We start from the raw sequence: 13,421 nt of genomic DNA on the forward strand, positions 1-13,421 counted from the left end.
AAAGAACCTGATCATGAAGACCTTCGACGCTTTTAAAATCAACATCCCGAATCCCGCTCTGATAATTCTAGTCGGCCTGCAAGGGAGCGGTAAGAGCACCCTGGCATACCGGCACTTCGCCCCTGTTGAAATCCTCTCGATGGATGAGTTTCGTGCCCGAATGTGCAACGACCCGGCCAGTCAGTCGAACAGCTCCGCGGCGCGCAGGCAACTGCTTGACATGCTCCGTCAGCGTCTCCGGAACAGGGTCACTACCGTAGTCGACTCCACCAATCTCCGCGGGGATCGGCGCGCGGAACTCCTCGACATCGCAGCAGAATTCGAGATACCTACAGTCGCCCTGGTGTTCACCGCCAGCGCGGAGTGGTGTCGAGCGCGCATTGATAGTCGGGCTAGCATCATACGCGATGACGTCCTTGCTCAGAACGTCGAACTGTTCAAACAAACGCTTCGCGACATTGACAACGAAGGCTATTCCTGGGTGTTTCGCCTGGACAGTCAACAAACGGAGTCAATCGGGTTCGAGCACGCCTTGCCTGACGATTCTGACCCGGATCGTTGGTTCGAGGTCGAGCAACTTCGCCCGCACGAATGGGTATTCCGCCACCCTGTCGACGAACTCCGGCGCCACCCCGCCGTTCTCGCCGAAACACGGCCAACCTGGGAATTCATCGCACGTGTTGCCGCCGATATGGCGCTCGACGCGCGGCTTGCGCCAGCGAACACGCAGGTCCGCACGCGGGTCGGCGCTGAACTGCGCGTACGGCTGCCCCACTGCCTGCCCATCCACCTCGTAGCCCGTCAGGCCGGCTGGGAGCGCACGCTGCCATCCGCCAGGTGATTCGTGAGCCCCCTCGTGAGCCCTCCCGCCCCGATCCACATCGCGATTCCATAAGAGCTGGTCTTAAGCGGTTCGCAACGAGAGGACGGAATGTGAAACCCCATCCAGTGAGCTCAACCCGAGTCGCGGTGAGCGACCTGGCTCGGGGACGTTACAGCATCGGCGACGGCACCTTCTCGTTCGCCGCGGCGCACCACCTCACCGATCTTCCTGACGCCGAGAACAAGGCCGGGCGGTCCCACGGTCATACCTTCACTGTCGAGGTCGAGCTCACAGACACCGAACTGCGGGCACCCGGTTTCGTGGCGGACTACGCCGAACTCGCCACGCTCGGCGAATACCTCAAGCGCGAACTGGATCATCGCGACCTCAATGCCATATTCACCTTCGACACCACCACCGACGCGCTCGCACAGCACATCACCGCGTGGTTCCTGGCCCACATGCCGTCCGAGCGTGGGAAGCAGCTCCACGCCATCCACGTCAACATCGGCACAACTACCAGGTCGCCTCAGCACACCGCGGTCGACTCGTTTGCGTTCGAGGCGGCTCACCACCTGGAGGGGTTGCCGGACGGACATAAGTGCGGCCGGCCTCACGGTCACTCCTATCGGGTGGACCTCCGGCTGGACCAGCAGACAAGCCCCCGCCGTCGCGCCAGGATTCGCGCCCTGCTCGCCGAGTATCTCGACCGTCAACTGGACCACCGCGACTTGAACGCCGTGCTCCAGTTCCAGCCGACGTCGGAGCTGGTTGCTGAGCACCTGTATGCCTGGACCCTTAGCCAGGCCAAAGGACAAGAGGCCGCCGCGGTCCAGGCGCTTCGCGTCTGGGAGTCGCCGCGCCGATGGGCCGAGTTCACCCAGGACGAGCGGAGCGGCCGGTGACGATCACGCTGGCCGATGACGAACTGCTCGTCGCGGAGAGGTTCGGCCCGACCGTGCAAGGCGAAGGCCCGTCGACCGGACGACGTGCCGTGTTCGTCCGGCTGATGAACTGCAACTTGACCTGCAAGACCTGCGACACCCCCTACACCTGGGACGACTCCCGGTTCGACCTGGATGCCGAAGCCACCGTCACCTCGGTCAGCGATCTCCTGGCCTGGGCGACGGCCCAGCCGGTCGACCTCGTGGTCATCACGGGCGGCGAACCCCTGATCCAGCAACGTCGCCTCATCGCCCTCGCTCAGGGACTCGTGGACGCCGGGCTGCGGGTGGAGATCGAGACCAACGGCACGATCGCGCCCGCACCTGACCTGCTCGCCTGGGTGAGCCAGTTCAACGTGTCGCCGAAGCTGTCGACGTTCGGAGCCGGAATGCCGGCCTCCAAACGGATTAAGCGACGGGTGCTTGGCCACTTCGCGGTCAGCGGCCGGGCGGTGTTCAAGTTCGTCGTCTCCAGCATCGCCGACCTCGACGAGATCACCGAGCTCGTCTCCAGCCACGACTTGGCGCCGGTCTACGTGATGCCCGAAGGCCGCACCGCCGAAGAGGTCACCCGACGCCTCGCCGAGATCGCCGACCCGGCCATCGAGCGGGGCTTCCACCTCAGCACGCGGTTGCACCTGCTCACGTGGGGAGACCAGCGTGGCCGCTGACCCCGCCGCCAGCCGTGCCGAAGTGCCGCCATACGAGGCCGCCCGCGGTGTGCTGATCACCGTCGAAGGAATCTGGGGCGGCGGAAAGACCACGACCGCCACCGCGCTGAGCGCGCGGCTCACCGCCGCGGGGTTCTCCACGCGCGTGCTGCACTACGGCCCCCGCCACGGCGTCATCGAACGCCTTTCGGACATCCTCGACACAGCTCCGCTGCGTCGCCGCGACGGTATTGGCGGCTACGACTCGGCGCACCACGCCACAGTTGATGTCCTGCTGCGGTTGTGTCGGGAGTCCTACAACCACCGCGTCCTCTACCGGCCGGCGCTGGCCGAGCATGACGTCGTGGTCATCGACCACGGCGTGTACTCCAAGCTCGCCTACGCCCTGGCGGTGTTGTCTGAGCAACACCCGGACGTCGACCCGACGCTGCTGCTGGACCAGCTTCGAGAGGTAGTCGCTCCGTGGTTTCTACACCCCGACGTCGCGCTGTGGCTGGACACTCCCTGGCCGCTGGCCCGCGAACGCGCCATCGCCCGAGGTCGCGGCGGAGGCAATCCCGGCTCGGTGGAACGGCTGTTGTTCCTGCCTCGCTACAGCCACGCCTACCGCCTGCTCGCCGACGCCCTCCCCGACCGCGTTCGGCGGATCCGGGTCGGCACCCGGACCACGCCGAGCGTGCTGGCCGAGATCGACGAACTGCTCGCGCCCGTGTTGCACATCCAGACAGGAGCTTTGCGATGACCGAGCCCCGGATCCCCGAGGTCCTGCTGTTCTCCGCCGGGTTGGACTCCTACCCCGCCTGGCACTATCTCGGCCGCCCACCGGGCCTGTACTTCGACCTCGGTCACCGCTACGCCAGCCAGGAACGCGCCGCCGTCGCCGCGCTGTCCGACGCCGCCGGTATCGAGATCGAGATCAGCGACGAGCTCCGGCTGGGAGCGTGGGAAGCCGAGGACGCGATCATCCCGCTGCGCAACGTGCACCTGGCGATGCTCGCCTCCAACCGCGCGGAAATGGTGTGGTGCATCGGCGTCAAGGGCGACCACACCCTCGACAAGAGCCGCGACGCGTTCGCCGACATGGGCCGGTTCATCGCCCGCTTCTCGGAGAAACCGACCCGAGTCGACAGCCCCTTCTGGGACATGACCAAGACCGACATCATCGCCTGGTATTTGGCGCAGGGCCTGCCGGTCGAGCACCTGCTGCTGACGTTCTCCTGCAGTCGCACCGACGGCAGCACCGTCCACTGTGGCCGCTGCTCCAGTTGCTTGCGCCGCTGGACGTCCCTGGTCAACAACGGCGTCGAAGCCGAGTTCGAGCACCAGCCCTGGACCTGGGATCGGGTCCGCGAGTTCTACATCCCGGCCATGCGCGGTGGCCGATACCCCGACCACCGGGCTCATGAGTTCTTCGCAGCACTGGCCACCGTCGGTGCGGCCGTGGCGAGCTGACCCAACCCCGCCGTCCCTCGAATGAGGAGCATCCCTATGAAGGCATACATCGCCGCACCACTGTTCTGCGACGCGGAGAAAGCGTTCAACCTTCAGGTCGACACCGCGGTCCGCGCCCTGGGCCTCGCCACCTTTCTTCCCCAGCGCGACGGCGGCGAAGCCGCCCCGCTGGTCCGCCAGGGTCTGGATGAAGACACCGTCCGGCGCCGGCTCTACGAGCTGGACTGCGCCGCGATCGCGGAGTGCCCGATCTTCGTGTTCATCCTCGACGGCCGCGTCCCCGACGAAGGCGGCTGCGTGGAACTTGGCATGGCCCGCGCCCTCGGCGCCGACTGCTTCGGCGTGCAGACCGACTCGCGCCGCTTCGGCGGCACCGACTCCAACAACCTGATGATCGACTACTCGCTCAACGGCGGTATCGCCCACTCGATCGACGAGCTGAGCGCGCTCCTACGCGCCCACCTCGACGCGCTCACGCCCGTCTCCTGACCAAGCCCTCCACTCCACCACCGATCCGACAAGGAGCCGTCATGCCCCTGGGCGTCAACCTCTGCTTCGCCGTCAAGCGGATGCCAGAACCGGAACGCTGGGCCGCGTTCGTCCGCGAAGACCTCGGCCTCGACCGGGTGCAGTTCACCTTCGACCTGCTCGACCCCTGGTGGCCCGACGAGCAGCGCGCCCGGCTGGCCCGCCGGGTGCGCGACGCCGCCGCAGCCCACGACCTGATCATCGACTCGTGCTTCGTCGGGCTCGCGCACTACGTACCCAGCGGCCTGCTCGACCCGGACGCCGACGCCCGTGCCGCCGCCCTCACCTGGTGGCAACGCGCCATCGACCTCACCGCCGAACTCGGCGCTCCGGCCGTCGGCGGCCCGATGGGCACGATCAGCGAGACCGACGCAGCCGATCCCGCCCGCCGAGCCGACCGCCAGGACGAACTCGTCGACCACCTCGAACGACTCGCCCGCCGCGCCACCGATGTCGGAGTCCGCGAGCTGCTGGTCGAGCCGACCCCGATCCTGCGGGAGTACCCGGCCTACATCGACCACTGCCAGACCCTGCTGAACACATTGCGCGGGCGCGGCGTCAACAACGTGGGACTCACACTGGACACCGGACACGCACTGTTCCAGCGGCTCCACGGCGCCGACGCTGGGATCGAGAGCTGGATCCACAACCTCGGCTCGCGCATCCGGCAGATCCACCTGGACAACACCGACGGCCACGGCGACCCGCACTGGGGCTGGCCGCACCCGCAGGGCACCTTCGACGTCGGCGCGCTCGCGACCTGCCTGGTCGACAACAACCTGGCCGACATCTCGGTAATTCTGGAGGTGTACCCGCGGTTCGAGGACGACTCCACCGAGGTGCTGAAGCTGATCGCCAGCTCCGTCGAGCACTGCCGCGCCCACTTCCCCGTTTCCACCCAGGTGGTCAGCAATGCTGCCGCTGGCTGACCTGTACCCGCGCGACCGGCTCGCGGTCGAGGTGTCGCTGTGGTCGGCTGACTTGGCCGACCTCGGCGCGGAGGTCGCCCGGCTGACCCCCTACGCAGACGTCTTCCACATCGACGCCTCCGACACCCGGTTCGTGCCCAGCCCGCTGTTCTTCCCCGACCTCGTCGCGGCGCTGCGTTCGCACACGCAGGTGCCTTTCCACGTCCACGTCATGGCCGAGCACGCCCTGCCCTTGGTCGAGGACTTCGCCCGCGCCGGGGTAGACCTGCTGTCCGTCCACGCGGAAGCCGACGACGTCGCCGACGCCCTGCAAGCGATCCGGACGCGGGGCGGTGCCGCCGGCCTCGCGCTGCGCCTGGACACGCCCGTCGACACCGTGGAAGCGCACCTCGACGACATCGACTTCGTGGTTCTCATCGGCACACCGCTGGGCACCAAGGGCACCACGATGGATCCGGCCGCGCCGGATCGTGTGCGGCAGCTGCGGGCGTTGGCCGCCCGCACCGGCCAAGACCAGCTTCCGGTCATTGCCGACGGCGGCATCCGCGAGAACACCGTTCCCGAGCTCGCCGACGCGGGTGCCGACGCTGTGGTCGCCGGATCGTTGTTGCTGGGCAGCGACGACCTCGCCGCCACCACCACCTGGCTTCACCGCCAACGGAGCGACGTGGCGTTCGACGGAGAGCGCGTCGAGGAGCGGACGTGACACCGGTCGCGGCAGATCCGTTGGAGGGCTGGGTGGTCAGCGTCGATCTGTGGGGGACGCTGATCACATACGGCGATCGCGAGGCCGAAGCCGCCTGGCGGATTCGCGAGTTCGAGACCGTGCTCACCGAGTTCGGTCACGACCTTCCCGACGGCAAGGTCCGTGAAGCGATCCTCGCCGTGCGCGCGGACACCCAACGACGTCAACGTACAACTGGCGAACAACCTCCGGTGCGTGGCCAAGTCGAGCAGATGCTCACCGTCATGGGCCTGCCCCTCGACACGCGGCTGATCGACACCCTGCTCGTCCCGCACACTCATGCGGTCTTGCGAGCCTGCCCCGACATCATCCCCGGCGCGCACAGCGCGCTCTGGGCACTGAGGCAGGCCGGAGCTCGGCTCGTGTTGACCTCCAACACCCTGGCCACTCCGGCGTCGGTATCCCGGCTCATCCTCGACGACCACGACCTGACCACCGTGTTCGACGAGACCGTCTTTTCCTCTGACGTCGGGCTGGCCAAACCACGCTGGGAGATGTTCGCCGCGGTCGCCACCGCCGCAGGTACGGATCTGAGCCGGGTGGTGCACGTCGGCAACAGCGTGACCACCGACATCCACGGCGCGCTGAACGCCGGATGCCGCGCGGTGCTGTTCAACCCGGCTGGCAAGCCCTGTCCTGCCGGCGTGCGGGCCATCACCAGCCTCGACCAGATGCCGATCGCCGTCCTGGCCACTTGCTCCTGAGCCCATCACCCAACCGAGGAACCCGTTTGATGATCACGCCGCTGGACATCCCCACGGCCCGTGTCGCTCCCCGCCTGCTGCCGCCGAGCGGCCTGGACCTGCTCGTCGCGGCATCAACCTGCGAAGGCCGGGCCCGCCACCTCCGCGACCTGCTGGCGGGCGCTGACGCCGACGGGTCGGTCTACCTGGCCAACCCCGACGAGGTGCGCGCGATGCTTCTTCACGGCATCGACCCGCAGCTCTACCTCGCCTATCGCGACATCGCCGCGCCCCGACCCAAGACCGACCAGACGGACGCGGACGCGGACGGCACGCACGCCTGGTTCGCCGACCTCGTCGTCTACACCGCGGCGAACCTCGGCCACAGCCCGGAACTCGGCCGGTCGCTCGGCCACTGGAACACCGCGGCTCAGGTCGAAATCTTCCAGTGCTTGTCCGGCCGGGTTCTCATGTTGCACACCAACATCGACGACGACGGTAACTCCACAATGGACTATCACGTATGTCAGGCCGGTGATCACGTCGTCATCCCTTTCGGTGCCTGGCACCTGACCGCCGTGCTCGACGCCCCGGCGGTGGTGTTCAACATCTACACCGATGTCGCTGACCTGCGGACCGGACACACCAGCCGGGAGGCGGTCGACAGTGACCTGAAGTACCGGGCGGCGCCCGCTCCCGAGTTGACCATCGCGCGCACGGCCTCGGAGATCGCCGTTGTCGGCTCCAGCCGCGAGCTCACCGAGCGACCTCTGCGGCGCGGTGAATTCCCGAGCTGGGCCGAGGCCCTGCTGATGCCCTCTGGACTGGCCGCGCTCTACCGCCATGCTCCGGCCGCCGAACTGGCTCGGCTGCAGGAGCACGCCGCGCATTTCGGCCACCGCCCAGTCCTCGCCACGGCGCCATGACGAGCTCGCGCAAGCATCAACCCGCGCCCACCGATGCCTCCTGTCCGATCCGGCCGCTGATCGGCTACGCCGCACCCGCTCGCGCGACGCGCCGCTTCACCCAGGGAGCGGCCAGCGTCACCCTGCGCGCAGACCGCGGCGAGCTGATCAGGGACGCAGAGACCACGCTCTACTCCTACGCGCGCACCAGGACCGCGGCCAGCCGGTGGACCATCACCCTGCACACGGGCGTTCCCGTCGACCAGGCCGGCGCGACCGCCCTGTTCGCCGACACGGACGACCATGACATCGGCCCGAACTTGCAGGCGCAGTCGATCGGCATGCCCGGCGGGAGAGCGTTCTGGATCCGCGAACACGCCACCCTCGTGCACCTCGACCACCTGCTCGGCACGATCACCGTGCACGCCAGCGACCTGGACGCCGCGCGGTTCTTCGCCGCCCGACTCGTGCGACAGGCGATGACCGCCCAGCTTCTGGAGCACGACGCGGTCTACGCGCACGCCGCCGCGCTCGTGCACGCCGGGCACGGCCTGCTGATCGCCGGGCCGAAGGGCGCGGGCAAGACCACCACCCTGCTGAGCGCGCTGCGGCTGGTGGGCGGGGACTTCGTCACCAACGACCGGCTTCTGCTCCACTGCGACCCCGACGGCGGCACGGTCGGCCACGCCTGGCCGATGCACCTGCGCGCCACCGCCAGCACGCTGCACGCCGTTCCGGGGATGAGCAGGTTCCTGTCCGCAGAACAGCAGCAGAACGGCCTGGCCGGCCAGGCCGCGCTCAGCGGCAAGATCGCGATCGAGCCAGACGAGCTACGGGCCACGCTGCCCGACATGCGGATCGTTGGCGAGGTCCGGCCCACGCTGATGCTCTGGCCCTACCGCAGTGCCAGCGACCTCCCGCCCGAGCCGGTACCTGCGGCCGAGGTCCGCGACGTCCTGGTACGCACCCAGTTCTTCATGCACGAACCGGTCACCAGCACCACCTCGCACCGCAACCACTGGCTGCTGCCGCCCGACCAAGATCGGACCGCGCTCTCGCTCACCGCCGTCGCAGACCAGCTCGCTCGAACCGTGCCGTGTGTTCGGATCCCGGTTACCGATTCGCCCGCGGCGCTGGCAGCCCGTGTAGTTGCCCTCCTCGACCACGCAGCGACCCAAGCGGCCAGGCCGGGTGGTTGGGGATGACCGACCGACGGGCATGCCGCTTCGCCGAGGACGCCGTCCGGGCTTTGTGCTGGGGCACCGGCGCCGACAACCACGAGACGATCGCCCGTGCCGTGGTGGCCGAACTGGGCGCGGTACTTGGGCAGTCGGTGCGGTCGAAGACCCTCTGCCTACTGGCCGCGTACCTGCACGACCACCCCGTCGCCGAGCTGGATCGCACGGTGACGCGATTCCTCGACAGCACGCTGCGAACCAACCGGTACAAGACCTATACCTGCCGCGTGGCCGCGCTCGCCGACACCGCGAAGTTGCGCACCGCTGGCGTAGCCGCCGTCGTGCTCGGGGGACTCAGCGTGGAACATTCCCTTTACGCCAGCACCGGTGCCCGGCAGTTCAGCGACATCGACCTGCTTATCGCGCCTGGCGACGCTGAACGCACCTACGCCGTCCTCCGCTCCCAGGGTTACCAGCCCAGCCGGGACAGCGGGACCTGGACGCGGCCGACCGGCGACCCGATCGTCCCGCTCATCGTCGTCGACCTGGCCACGACCCTGCCTCGCAGCGGCACCGAAGACGACGTCCCCGATCTGCTGGCTCGCCGCACCAGCGTCAAGGTTCCCCCGCACGACCATCCGCTCCCCGTCCTCGCCCCGTCCGACGCGGTCAACCACACACTGGCCCGGCTCGCGACCCAGCCGGGCTGGGCACTCGCCGCCGACGCGATCCGCCAGCTACGTACGACGTCGCCGCCCGCCCCGCACCACGCCGACGTCCTCGCCGGCTGGTCGGTGCTGCGCTCGCATTGGCCATTGCTGCCCGCCCACCCGGCCCGCTGCGCCATCGACGAGGAGCCGCACCGATGATCATTGCCTTGGCCGGACTACCCGGCGTCGGCAAGACCACGCTGGCCGAGCAGCTCACCAGCCACATCACCGGTGCGCTGTTGCTGCGCAAAGACACCGTCCGACACGCGCTGTTCGGCACCGAGCACACCACCTACACCCGCGACCAGGACGACCACTGCGTCCAGGTCCTGTTCGCCACCGCCGTCTGGCAGTGGATGCGTGCTCCCGCCACGACCGTCGTGCTCGACGGGCGAACCTGGCTGGCCCCCGGCCAGATCGAAGACCTACGCGCCTTCGCCGCGACGCACCACCAACCCCTGCTGCTGCTCGAATGCGTCTGCCCGGTCGAGGTCACGCACGCCCGGCTGGCCGTCGATCACCAGCACGGCCGGCACCCAGCGGCCAACCGCACCCCGCAGCTACACCAGGAACTCGCTGCCACCGCCGTGCCGATTACCGGCCCGAAACTGCTGCTGGACTCCGGAAAGCCCGTCGCGACCAACGTCGACATCGTCCTTCGGCACCTGGACACCCTCGCGCCCTCCGACGCCGTGATTCATCTGCTGGCCCCGACCACCGTGGAGACCTCGTGACCACCGAACTGCCAGGACTGCTGCTGATCGCCCAGGCGACCGTCGCGCACGGCGCGGAGTTCTTGCGCACCCACCGCCCTCGTACCTGCACTGGCAAGGGCGACCGGGACATGGCCACCGACGTCGACCTCGCCATCGAACGGATCCTGCGCGACGAGCTGAGCCGCGCCACTCCCGGTATCGGCGTCCAAGGCGAAGAAGAAGGCGGCCCGACCAGCGGCACCCGCTGGGTCATCGACCCGGTCGACGGCACTGCCAACCTCACCCATGACATCCCGCTGATCGGCATCTCCCTTGCCCTGGTCGTTGACGAGGATCCTCTGCTCGGAGTAATCGCCCTACCCCAGCTCGACCGCACGTACTGGGCGGCGGACGGCCTCGGCGCCTGCCGGGACGGCAACCCGATCCGCATCGCCGGCCCGGACCGGCTGGATGAGGCGATCATCGCGATCGGCGACTACGGCACCGGACCCGACGCCGCCGCTCGAAATGCGGCGATGCTGGCGATCCACGCCGCCCTCGCGCCCCGAGCGCAACGCATCCGGATGCTCGGAACCGCCGCGGCCGACCTCGCGTTGCTGGCCGACTCTGCGCTCGGCGCGTCGATCACCCTCGGCAACCGTACCTGGGACATGGCCGCCGGAGCGGTCATCGCCCGCGAAGCCGGCGCCCACGTGACTGATCTGGACGGCACCGACCACACCACCGCCTCACGCTGCACCATCGCCGCCGCACCCGCCCTGATCGAGGAGATCCTCGACATCGTCCAGCGTGCGAGCGCGATCAACGGCTTCACCGGCAAGGAGGTCGTGGCGTGCTGATCACGTTCGAAGGGCTGCCCGGAGCCGGCAAGAGCACACAGAGCCGAATGCTCGCGAGGTGCCTGGAAGCAAACGGCCACCACGTCACCGTCCTCCCCGACCTGGCCACCCTGGACACCGAGCCCATCTCGGCTACCCTCGTCGACCTGCTGCGCACCGGCGACGATCCGTTCCTGCGCACGGGCGACGCCATCACCGACACCATGATCACTGCCGCGATTCGGGCTGACCTCGTCGCCACCGTCCTCGATCCGGCGCTGGCCGAGAACCCTGCCGGCGTCGTGATCGAAGACCGCGGCATCCATACGATGGCCTCCTACGCGATCGCCGCCCTACTCCGCCAGCACCGCGCGCCTGCCGAGATCGCCCTCGACTGGCTAAACGCCCTCACAGCACTGGCCGGGCCGCGCCCCACCCGAGCCTTGTGGCTGCGGATACCCCCGAACGTGGCCGCCCGTCGCGCCGACGAACGCGGCGGAGACCGCCGTCCCGCATCCACCGACGAGCAGCGCGCTCACCTCACCTGGGTCGACCACGCCTACGCACTGCTTGCCGAACGAGACCCCCAGCTCACCGTCCTCGACGTCATCGACCTCGACCCGGTCGACACTCACCTCGCCGTTCATGCCGCCTTGCGTCAGATCAGCCAGACGGGCGACATCGACCTGAGCCCGTGTGCGGGGCACCACGAAACCGCCGAGCCCGTCTCCTACGCTGGCCCCGCCAGACCACGTCCATCCGTGCCGAGCCGAAACCGAGAGTCCGAGACGATGACCACGTTGGCCAGCCACCGCGAGAACACCGCTCCCATCGACCTGCTCAGCGCCCTGCGCACCGCGCGTGCGGCCGGAGCCGACGCACTGGCCGCCACGCTCGACGACCACGGGTTGCGCGCACTCGACGGTGGTCGCAACAACGACGTCTTCGTCTGGACCGCGGCCCCCACACCGATCTGTATCAAGCTCTACAAGAAGACCGACCGGCAGCGCGTCGAGCGCGAGTGGCACGGCCTCACCCACGCCGCCGGCCTGGGGAGCGCACCGGAACCGCTGTGGCTTGACGAGGACCCCGAACAGCCAGCCCTCGGCATGACGCTGCTGCCCGGCGCACCGATCCTTGACGTTCTCGACCCGACGACAGCCATCAAGTCGCTGGCCACCACCACCCGCGCTCTCCAGAGCGTTCCGCTCAAAGAGCCGCTGGCCAGCCTGGAGCGCGTCGACTCCATCGGCCACTACATCGCCCGGCTCACTGATGTCTGGCCCGGCCAGCTCGCCGACGCCGCCGACGATCCCCAGACCCCTGAGATGCTCGCCCTCCTGCACCGCTGGGAAAACAGCGGCGACGCCGAACTGCTCGCGCAGCCCGCTGCCCGCGTCTACTCCCGTGGCGACGCGAATTTGCTTAACTGGCTCCACGACGGCGAGTCCACCTACGTCGCAGACTTCGAGTTCAGTGGCTTCTCCGATATCGCCGTCGACGCCGCCGACCACATCGAGCACATCAGCGCCCGCGTCGTTCCCGACGACGTCTGGGCCAGCGCCGAAGCGGACCTTGGCGTCACGCCGGCAAACCGCGCCCGATTCGAGGCCGCGCGGCGTACCATCGCGCTGCGGTGGCTTGCCGTGCTCTGGAAACAGCGCACCAAGCGGGTCGAGGAGTTCACCGCTCTGCACGACCGGGTTCGCGCCCTTCAAGGCTGAATCACGACTGCCCATCGCTAGCCAGCGACGTCAGAACGGACACCGCGTCGAAGTCGCCAGCGCCGAGCATCGGCACGACCGCGAACAAGCCGGCCGCGAGCAGCCGCGTGTCGGCGAACATCGCGAGGCCGTCGAGTTCATCCCGGTCGGTCCAGCGGAAGGGGTGCTCAGGCTTCCGGGTCACCTCGTCCGGATCGGTGACGAAGGCGACGTACTGGTGATCGACATGCACGTGACGATTCCCGCAGTGCCCATCCGGCGGCACCGGCTGCTCGGTGATCCACCACGGCATCGTCAGAACGGTGCGGGGAAAGTCGGGCGGGACTGCTGGGCCGGGGGGCCGCACCAACCGAACCCGTCGGCCAGTTTCCTCTTCGACCTCGCGAAGTGCAGCATCAACCTGCGACTCGCCCGGTTCGGCATGACCACCTGGGATCATCCAACGCCTGAGGCGAGGATGCTCGATCAATCCAAGGCGCCACACTCCACCGACCAGCCCGAAGACGAACACGCTCGATGTGAAGTGCTTGATCATTCCATGAGTTCGCCAGCCTCGACCAGCACGGGTCCTGCGTACGTGCGCCGGATGGCGGCG

At 68.4% G+C, this 13,421-nt stretch carries 16 protein-coding genes; 15 read left to right on the top strand and 1 reads right to left on the bottom strand.

Annotated features, from left to right (window positions below):
* Window positions 1-13 precede the first annotated feature (13 nt).
* The 15 genes from BM362_RS30790 to BM362_RS30860 all read left to right on the top strand — a co-directional run bounded on the left by BM362_RS30790 (window position 14) and on the right by BM362_RS30860 (window position 12,826).
* Complete coding sequence (locus BM362_RS30790; RefSeq protein ID WP_093575485.1) at window positions 14-841, top strand: ATP-binding protein; 828 nt, start codon at window positions 14-16, stop codon at window positions 839-841.
* A 128-nt stretch (window positions 842-969) separates the two neighbouring features.
* Window positions 970-1,728: a 6-carboxytetrahydropterin synthase gene (locus BM362_RS48455; RefSeq protein ID WP_143132519.1), complete on the top strand. Its 759-nt coding sequence runs from the start codon at window positions 970-972 to the stop codon at window positions 1,726-1,728.
* A complete protein-coding gene (locus BM362_RS30800) occupies window positions 1,725-2,438 on the top strand; it encodes a 7-carboxy-7-deazaguanine synthase QueE (RefSeq protein WP_093575487.1) in 714 nt (237 codons plus the stop codon). Before BM362_RS48455 ends, BM362_RS30800 begins: the two co-directional genes overlap by 4 nt.
* On the top strand, window positions 2,428-3,180 hold the full coding sequence (locus BM362_RS30805) for a dTMP kinase (protein WP_093575488.1): 753 nt from the start codon (window positions 2,428-2,430) through the stop codon (window positions 3,178-3,180). The genes BM362_RS30800 and BM362_RS30805 overlap by 11 nt, the downstream gene beginning before the upstream one ends.
* Window positions 3,177-3,890: a 7-cyano-7-deazaguanine synthase gene (locus BM362_RS30810; RefSeq protein ID WP_093575489.1), complete on the top strand. Its 714-nt coding sequence runs from the start codon at window positions 3,177-3,179 to the stop codon at window positions 3,888-3,890. The genes BM362_RS30805 and BM362_RS30810 overlap by 4 nt, the downstream gene beginning before the upstream one ends.
* A gap of 36 nt (window positions 3,891-3,926) precedes the next feature.
* Window positions 3,927-4,379, top strand: coding sequence for a nucleoside 2-deoxyribosyltransferase (locus BM362_RS30815; RefSeq protein ID WP_093575490.1), 453 nt, complete (start codon window positions 3,927-3,929; stop codon window positions 4,377-4,379).
* A 41-nt stretch (window positions 4,380-4,420) separates the two neighbouring features.
* Entirely contained in the window at window positions 4,421-5,347 is a 927-nt protein-coding gene (locus BM362_RS30820; RefSeq protein ID WP_093575491.1) for a sugar phosphate isomerase/epimerase family protein, read from the top strand.
* On the top strand, window positions 5,331-6,053 hold the full coding sequence (locus BM362_RS30825) for a ribulose-phosphate 3-epimerase (RefSeq protein ID WP_013673428.1): 723 nt from the start codon (window positions 5,331-5,333) through the stop codon (window positions 6,051-6,053). Before BM362_RS30820 ends, BM362_RS30825 begins: the two co-directional genes overlap by 17 nt.
* The gene (locus tag BM362_RS30830; RefSeq protein ID WP_093575492.1) at window positions 6,050-6,796 is read left to right on the top strand and encodes an HAD family hydrolase; all 747 of its coding nucleotides are present in this window, start codon (window positions 6,050-6,052) and stop codon (window positions 6,794-6,796) included. The genes BM362_RS30825 and BM362_RS30830 overlap by 4 nt, the downstream gene beginning before the upstream one ends.
* Window positions 6,797-6,825: 29 nt before the next feature.
* On the top strand, window positions 6,826-7,701 hold the full coding sequence (locus BM362_RS30835; RefSeq protein ID WP_013673430.1) for a cupin domain-containing protein: 876 nt from the start codon (window positions 6,826-6,828) through the stop codon (window positions 7,699-7,701).
* Window positions 7,698-8,885 (top strand): hypothetical protein, encoded by a 1,188-nt coding sequence (locus BM362_RS30840; protein ID WP_013673431.1) that lies wholly within the window; start codon window positions 7,698-7,700, stop codon window positions 8,883-8,885. The genes BM362_RS30835 and BM362_RS30840 overlap by 4 nt, the downstream gene beginning before the upstream one ends.
* The gene (locus BM362_RS30845; protein ID WP_093575493.1) at window positions 8,882-9,727 is read left to right on the top strand and encodes a nucleotidyltransferase family protein; all 846 of its coding nucleotides are present in this window, start codon (window positions 8,882-8,884) and stop codon (window positions 9,725-9,727) included. The genes BM362_RS30840 and BM362_RS30845 overlap by 4 nt, the downstream gene beginning before the upstream one ends.
* Window positions 9,724-10,302: a P-loop nucleotide/nucleoside kinase family protein gene (locus BM362_RS30850; RefSeq protein WP_013673433.1), complete on the top strand. Its 579-nt coding sequence runs from the start codon at window positions 9,724-9,726 to the stop codon at window positions 10,300-10,302. Before BM362_RS30845 ends, BM362_RS30850 begins: the two co-directional genes overlap by 4 nt.
* Window positions 10,299-11,123, top strand: a complete 825-nt coding sequence (locus BM362_RS30855; protein ID WP_013673434.1) for an inositol monophosphatase family protein — start codon at window positions 10,299-10,301, stop codon at window positions 11,121-11,123. Before BM362_RS30850 ends, BM362_RS30855 begins: the two co-directional genes overlap by 4 nt.
* The gene (locus BM362_RS30860) at window positions 11,117-12,826 is read left to right on the top strand and encodes a phosphotransferase (protein WP_093575494.1); all 1,710 of its coding nucleotides are present in this window, start codon (window positions 11,117-11,119) and stop codon (window positions 12,824-12,826) included. The genes BM362_RS30855 and BM362_RS30860 overlap by 7 nt, the downstream gene beginning before the upstream one ends.
* Window position 12,827: 1 nt before the next feature.
* Here the strand turns inward: BM362_RS30860 and BM362_RS30865 are convergent, their stop codons facing one another.
* The gene (locus BM362_RS30865) at window positions 12,828-13,361 is read right to left on the bottom strand and encodes an NUDIX hydrolase (RefSeq protein WP_083845099.1); all 534 of its coding nucleotides are present in this window, start codon (window positions 13,359-13,361) and stop codon (window positions 12,828-12,830) included.
* Window positions 13,362-13,421: the final 60 nt, after the last annotated feature.

It is taken from the genome of Amycolatopsis rubida (assembly GCF_900115345.1).
GTDB classification, from domain to species: Bacteria; Actinomycetota; Actinomycetes; order Mycobacteriales; family Pseudonocardiaceae; genus Amycolatopsis; species Amycolatopsis rubida.

Bases quoted from the DNA above. Each gene is read 5' to 3' on its own strand.
- BM362_RS30790 (WP_093575485.1), top strand. From the start codon at position 14: ATGAAGACCTTCGACGCTTTTAAAATCAACATCCCGAATCCCGCTCTG.
- BM362_RS30810 (WP_093575489.1), top strand. From the start codon at position 3,177: ATGACCGAGCCCCGGATCCCCGAGGTCCTGCTGTTCTCCGCCGGGTTG.
- BM362_RS30815 (WP_093575490.1), top strand. From the start codon at position 3,927: ATGAAGGCATACATCGCCGCACCACTGTTCTGCGACGCGGAGAAAGCG.
- BM362_RS30820 (WP_093575491.1), top strand. From the start codon at position 4,421: ATGCCCCTGGGCGTCAACCTCTGCTTCGCCGTCAAGCGGATGCCAGAA.
- BM362_RS30825 (WP_013673428.1), top strand. From the start codon at position 5,331: ATGCTGCCGCTGGCTGACCTGTACCCGCGCGACCGGCTCGCGGTCGAG.
- BM362_RS30835 (WP_013673430.1), top strand. From the start codon at position 6,826: ATGATCACGCCGCTGGACATCCCCACGGCCCGTGTCGCTCCCCGCCTG.
- BM362_RS30840 (WP_013673431.1), top strand. From the start codon at position 7,698: ATGACGAGCTCGCGCAAGCATCAACCCGCGCCCACCGATGCCTCCTGT.
- BM362_RS30845 (WP_093575493.1), top strand. From the start codon at position 8,882: ATGACCGACCGACGGGCATGCCGCTTCGCCGAGGACGCCGTCCGGGCT.
- BM362_RS30850 (WP_013673433.1), top strand. From the start codon at position 9,724: ATGATCATTGCCTTGGCCGGACTACCCGGCGTCGGCAAGACCACGCTG.
- BM362_RS30865 (WP_083845099.1), bottom strand. From the start codon at position 13,361: ATGATCAAGCACTTCACATCGAGCGTGTTCGTCTTCGGGCTGGTCGGT.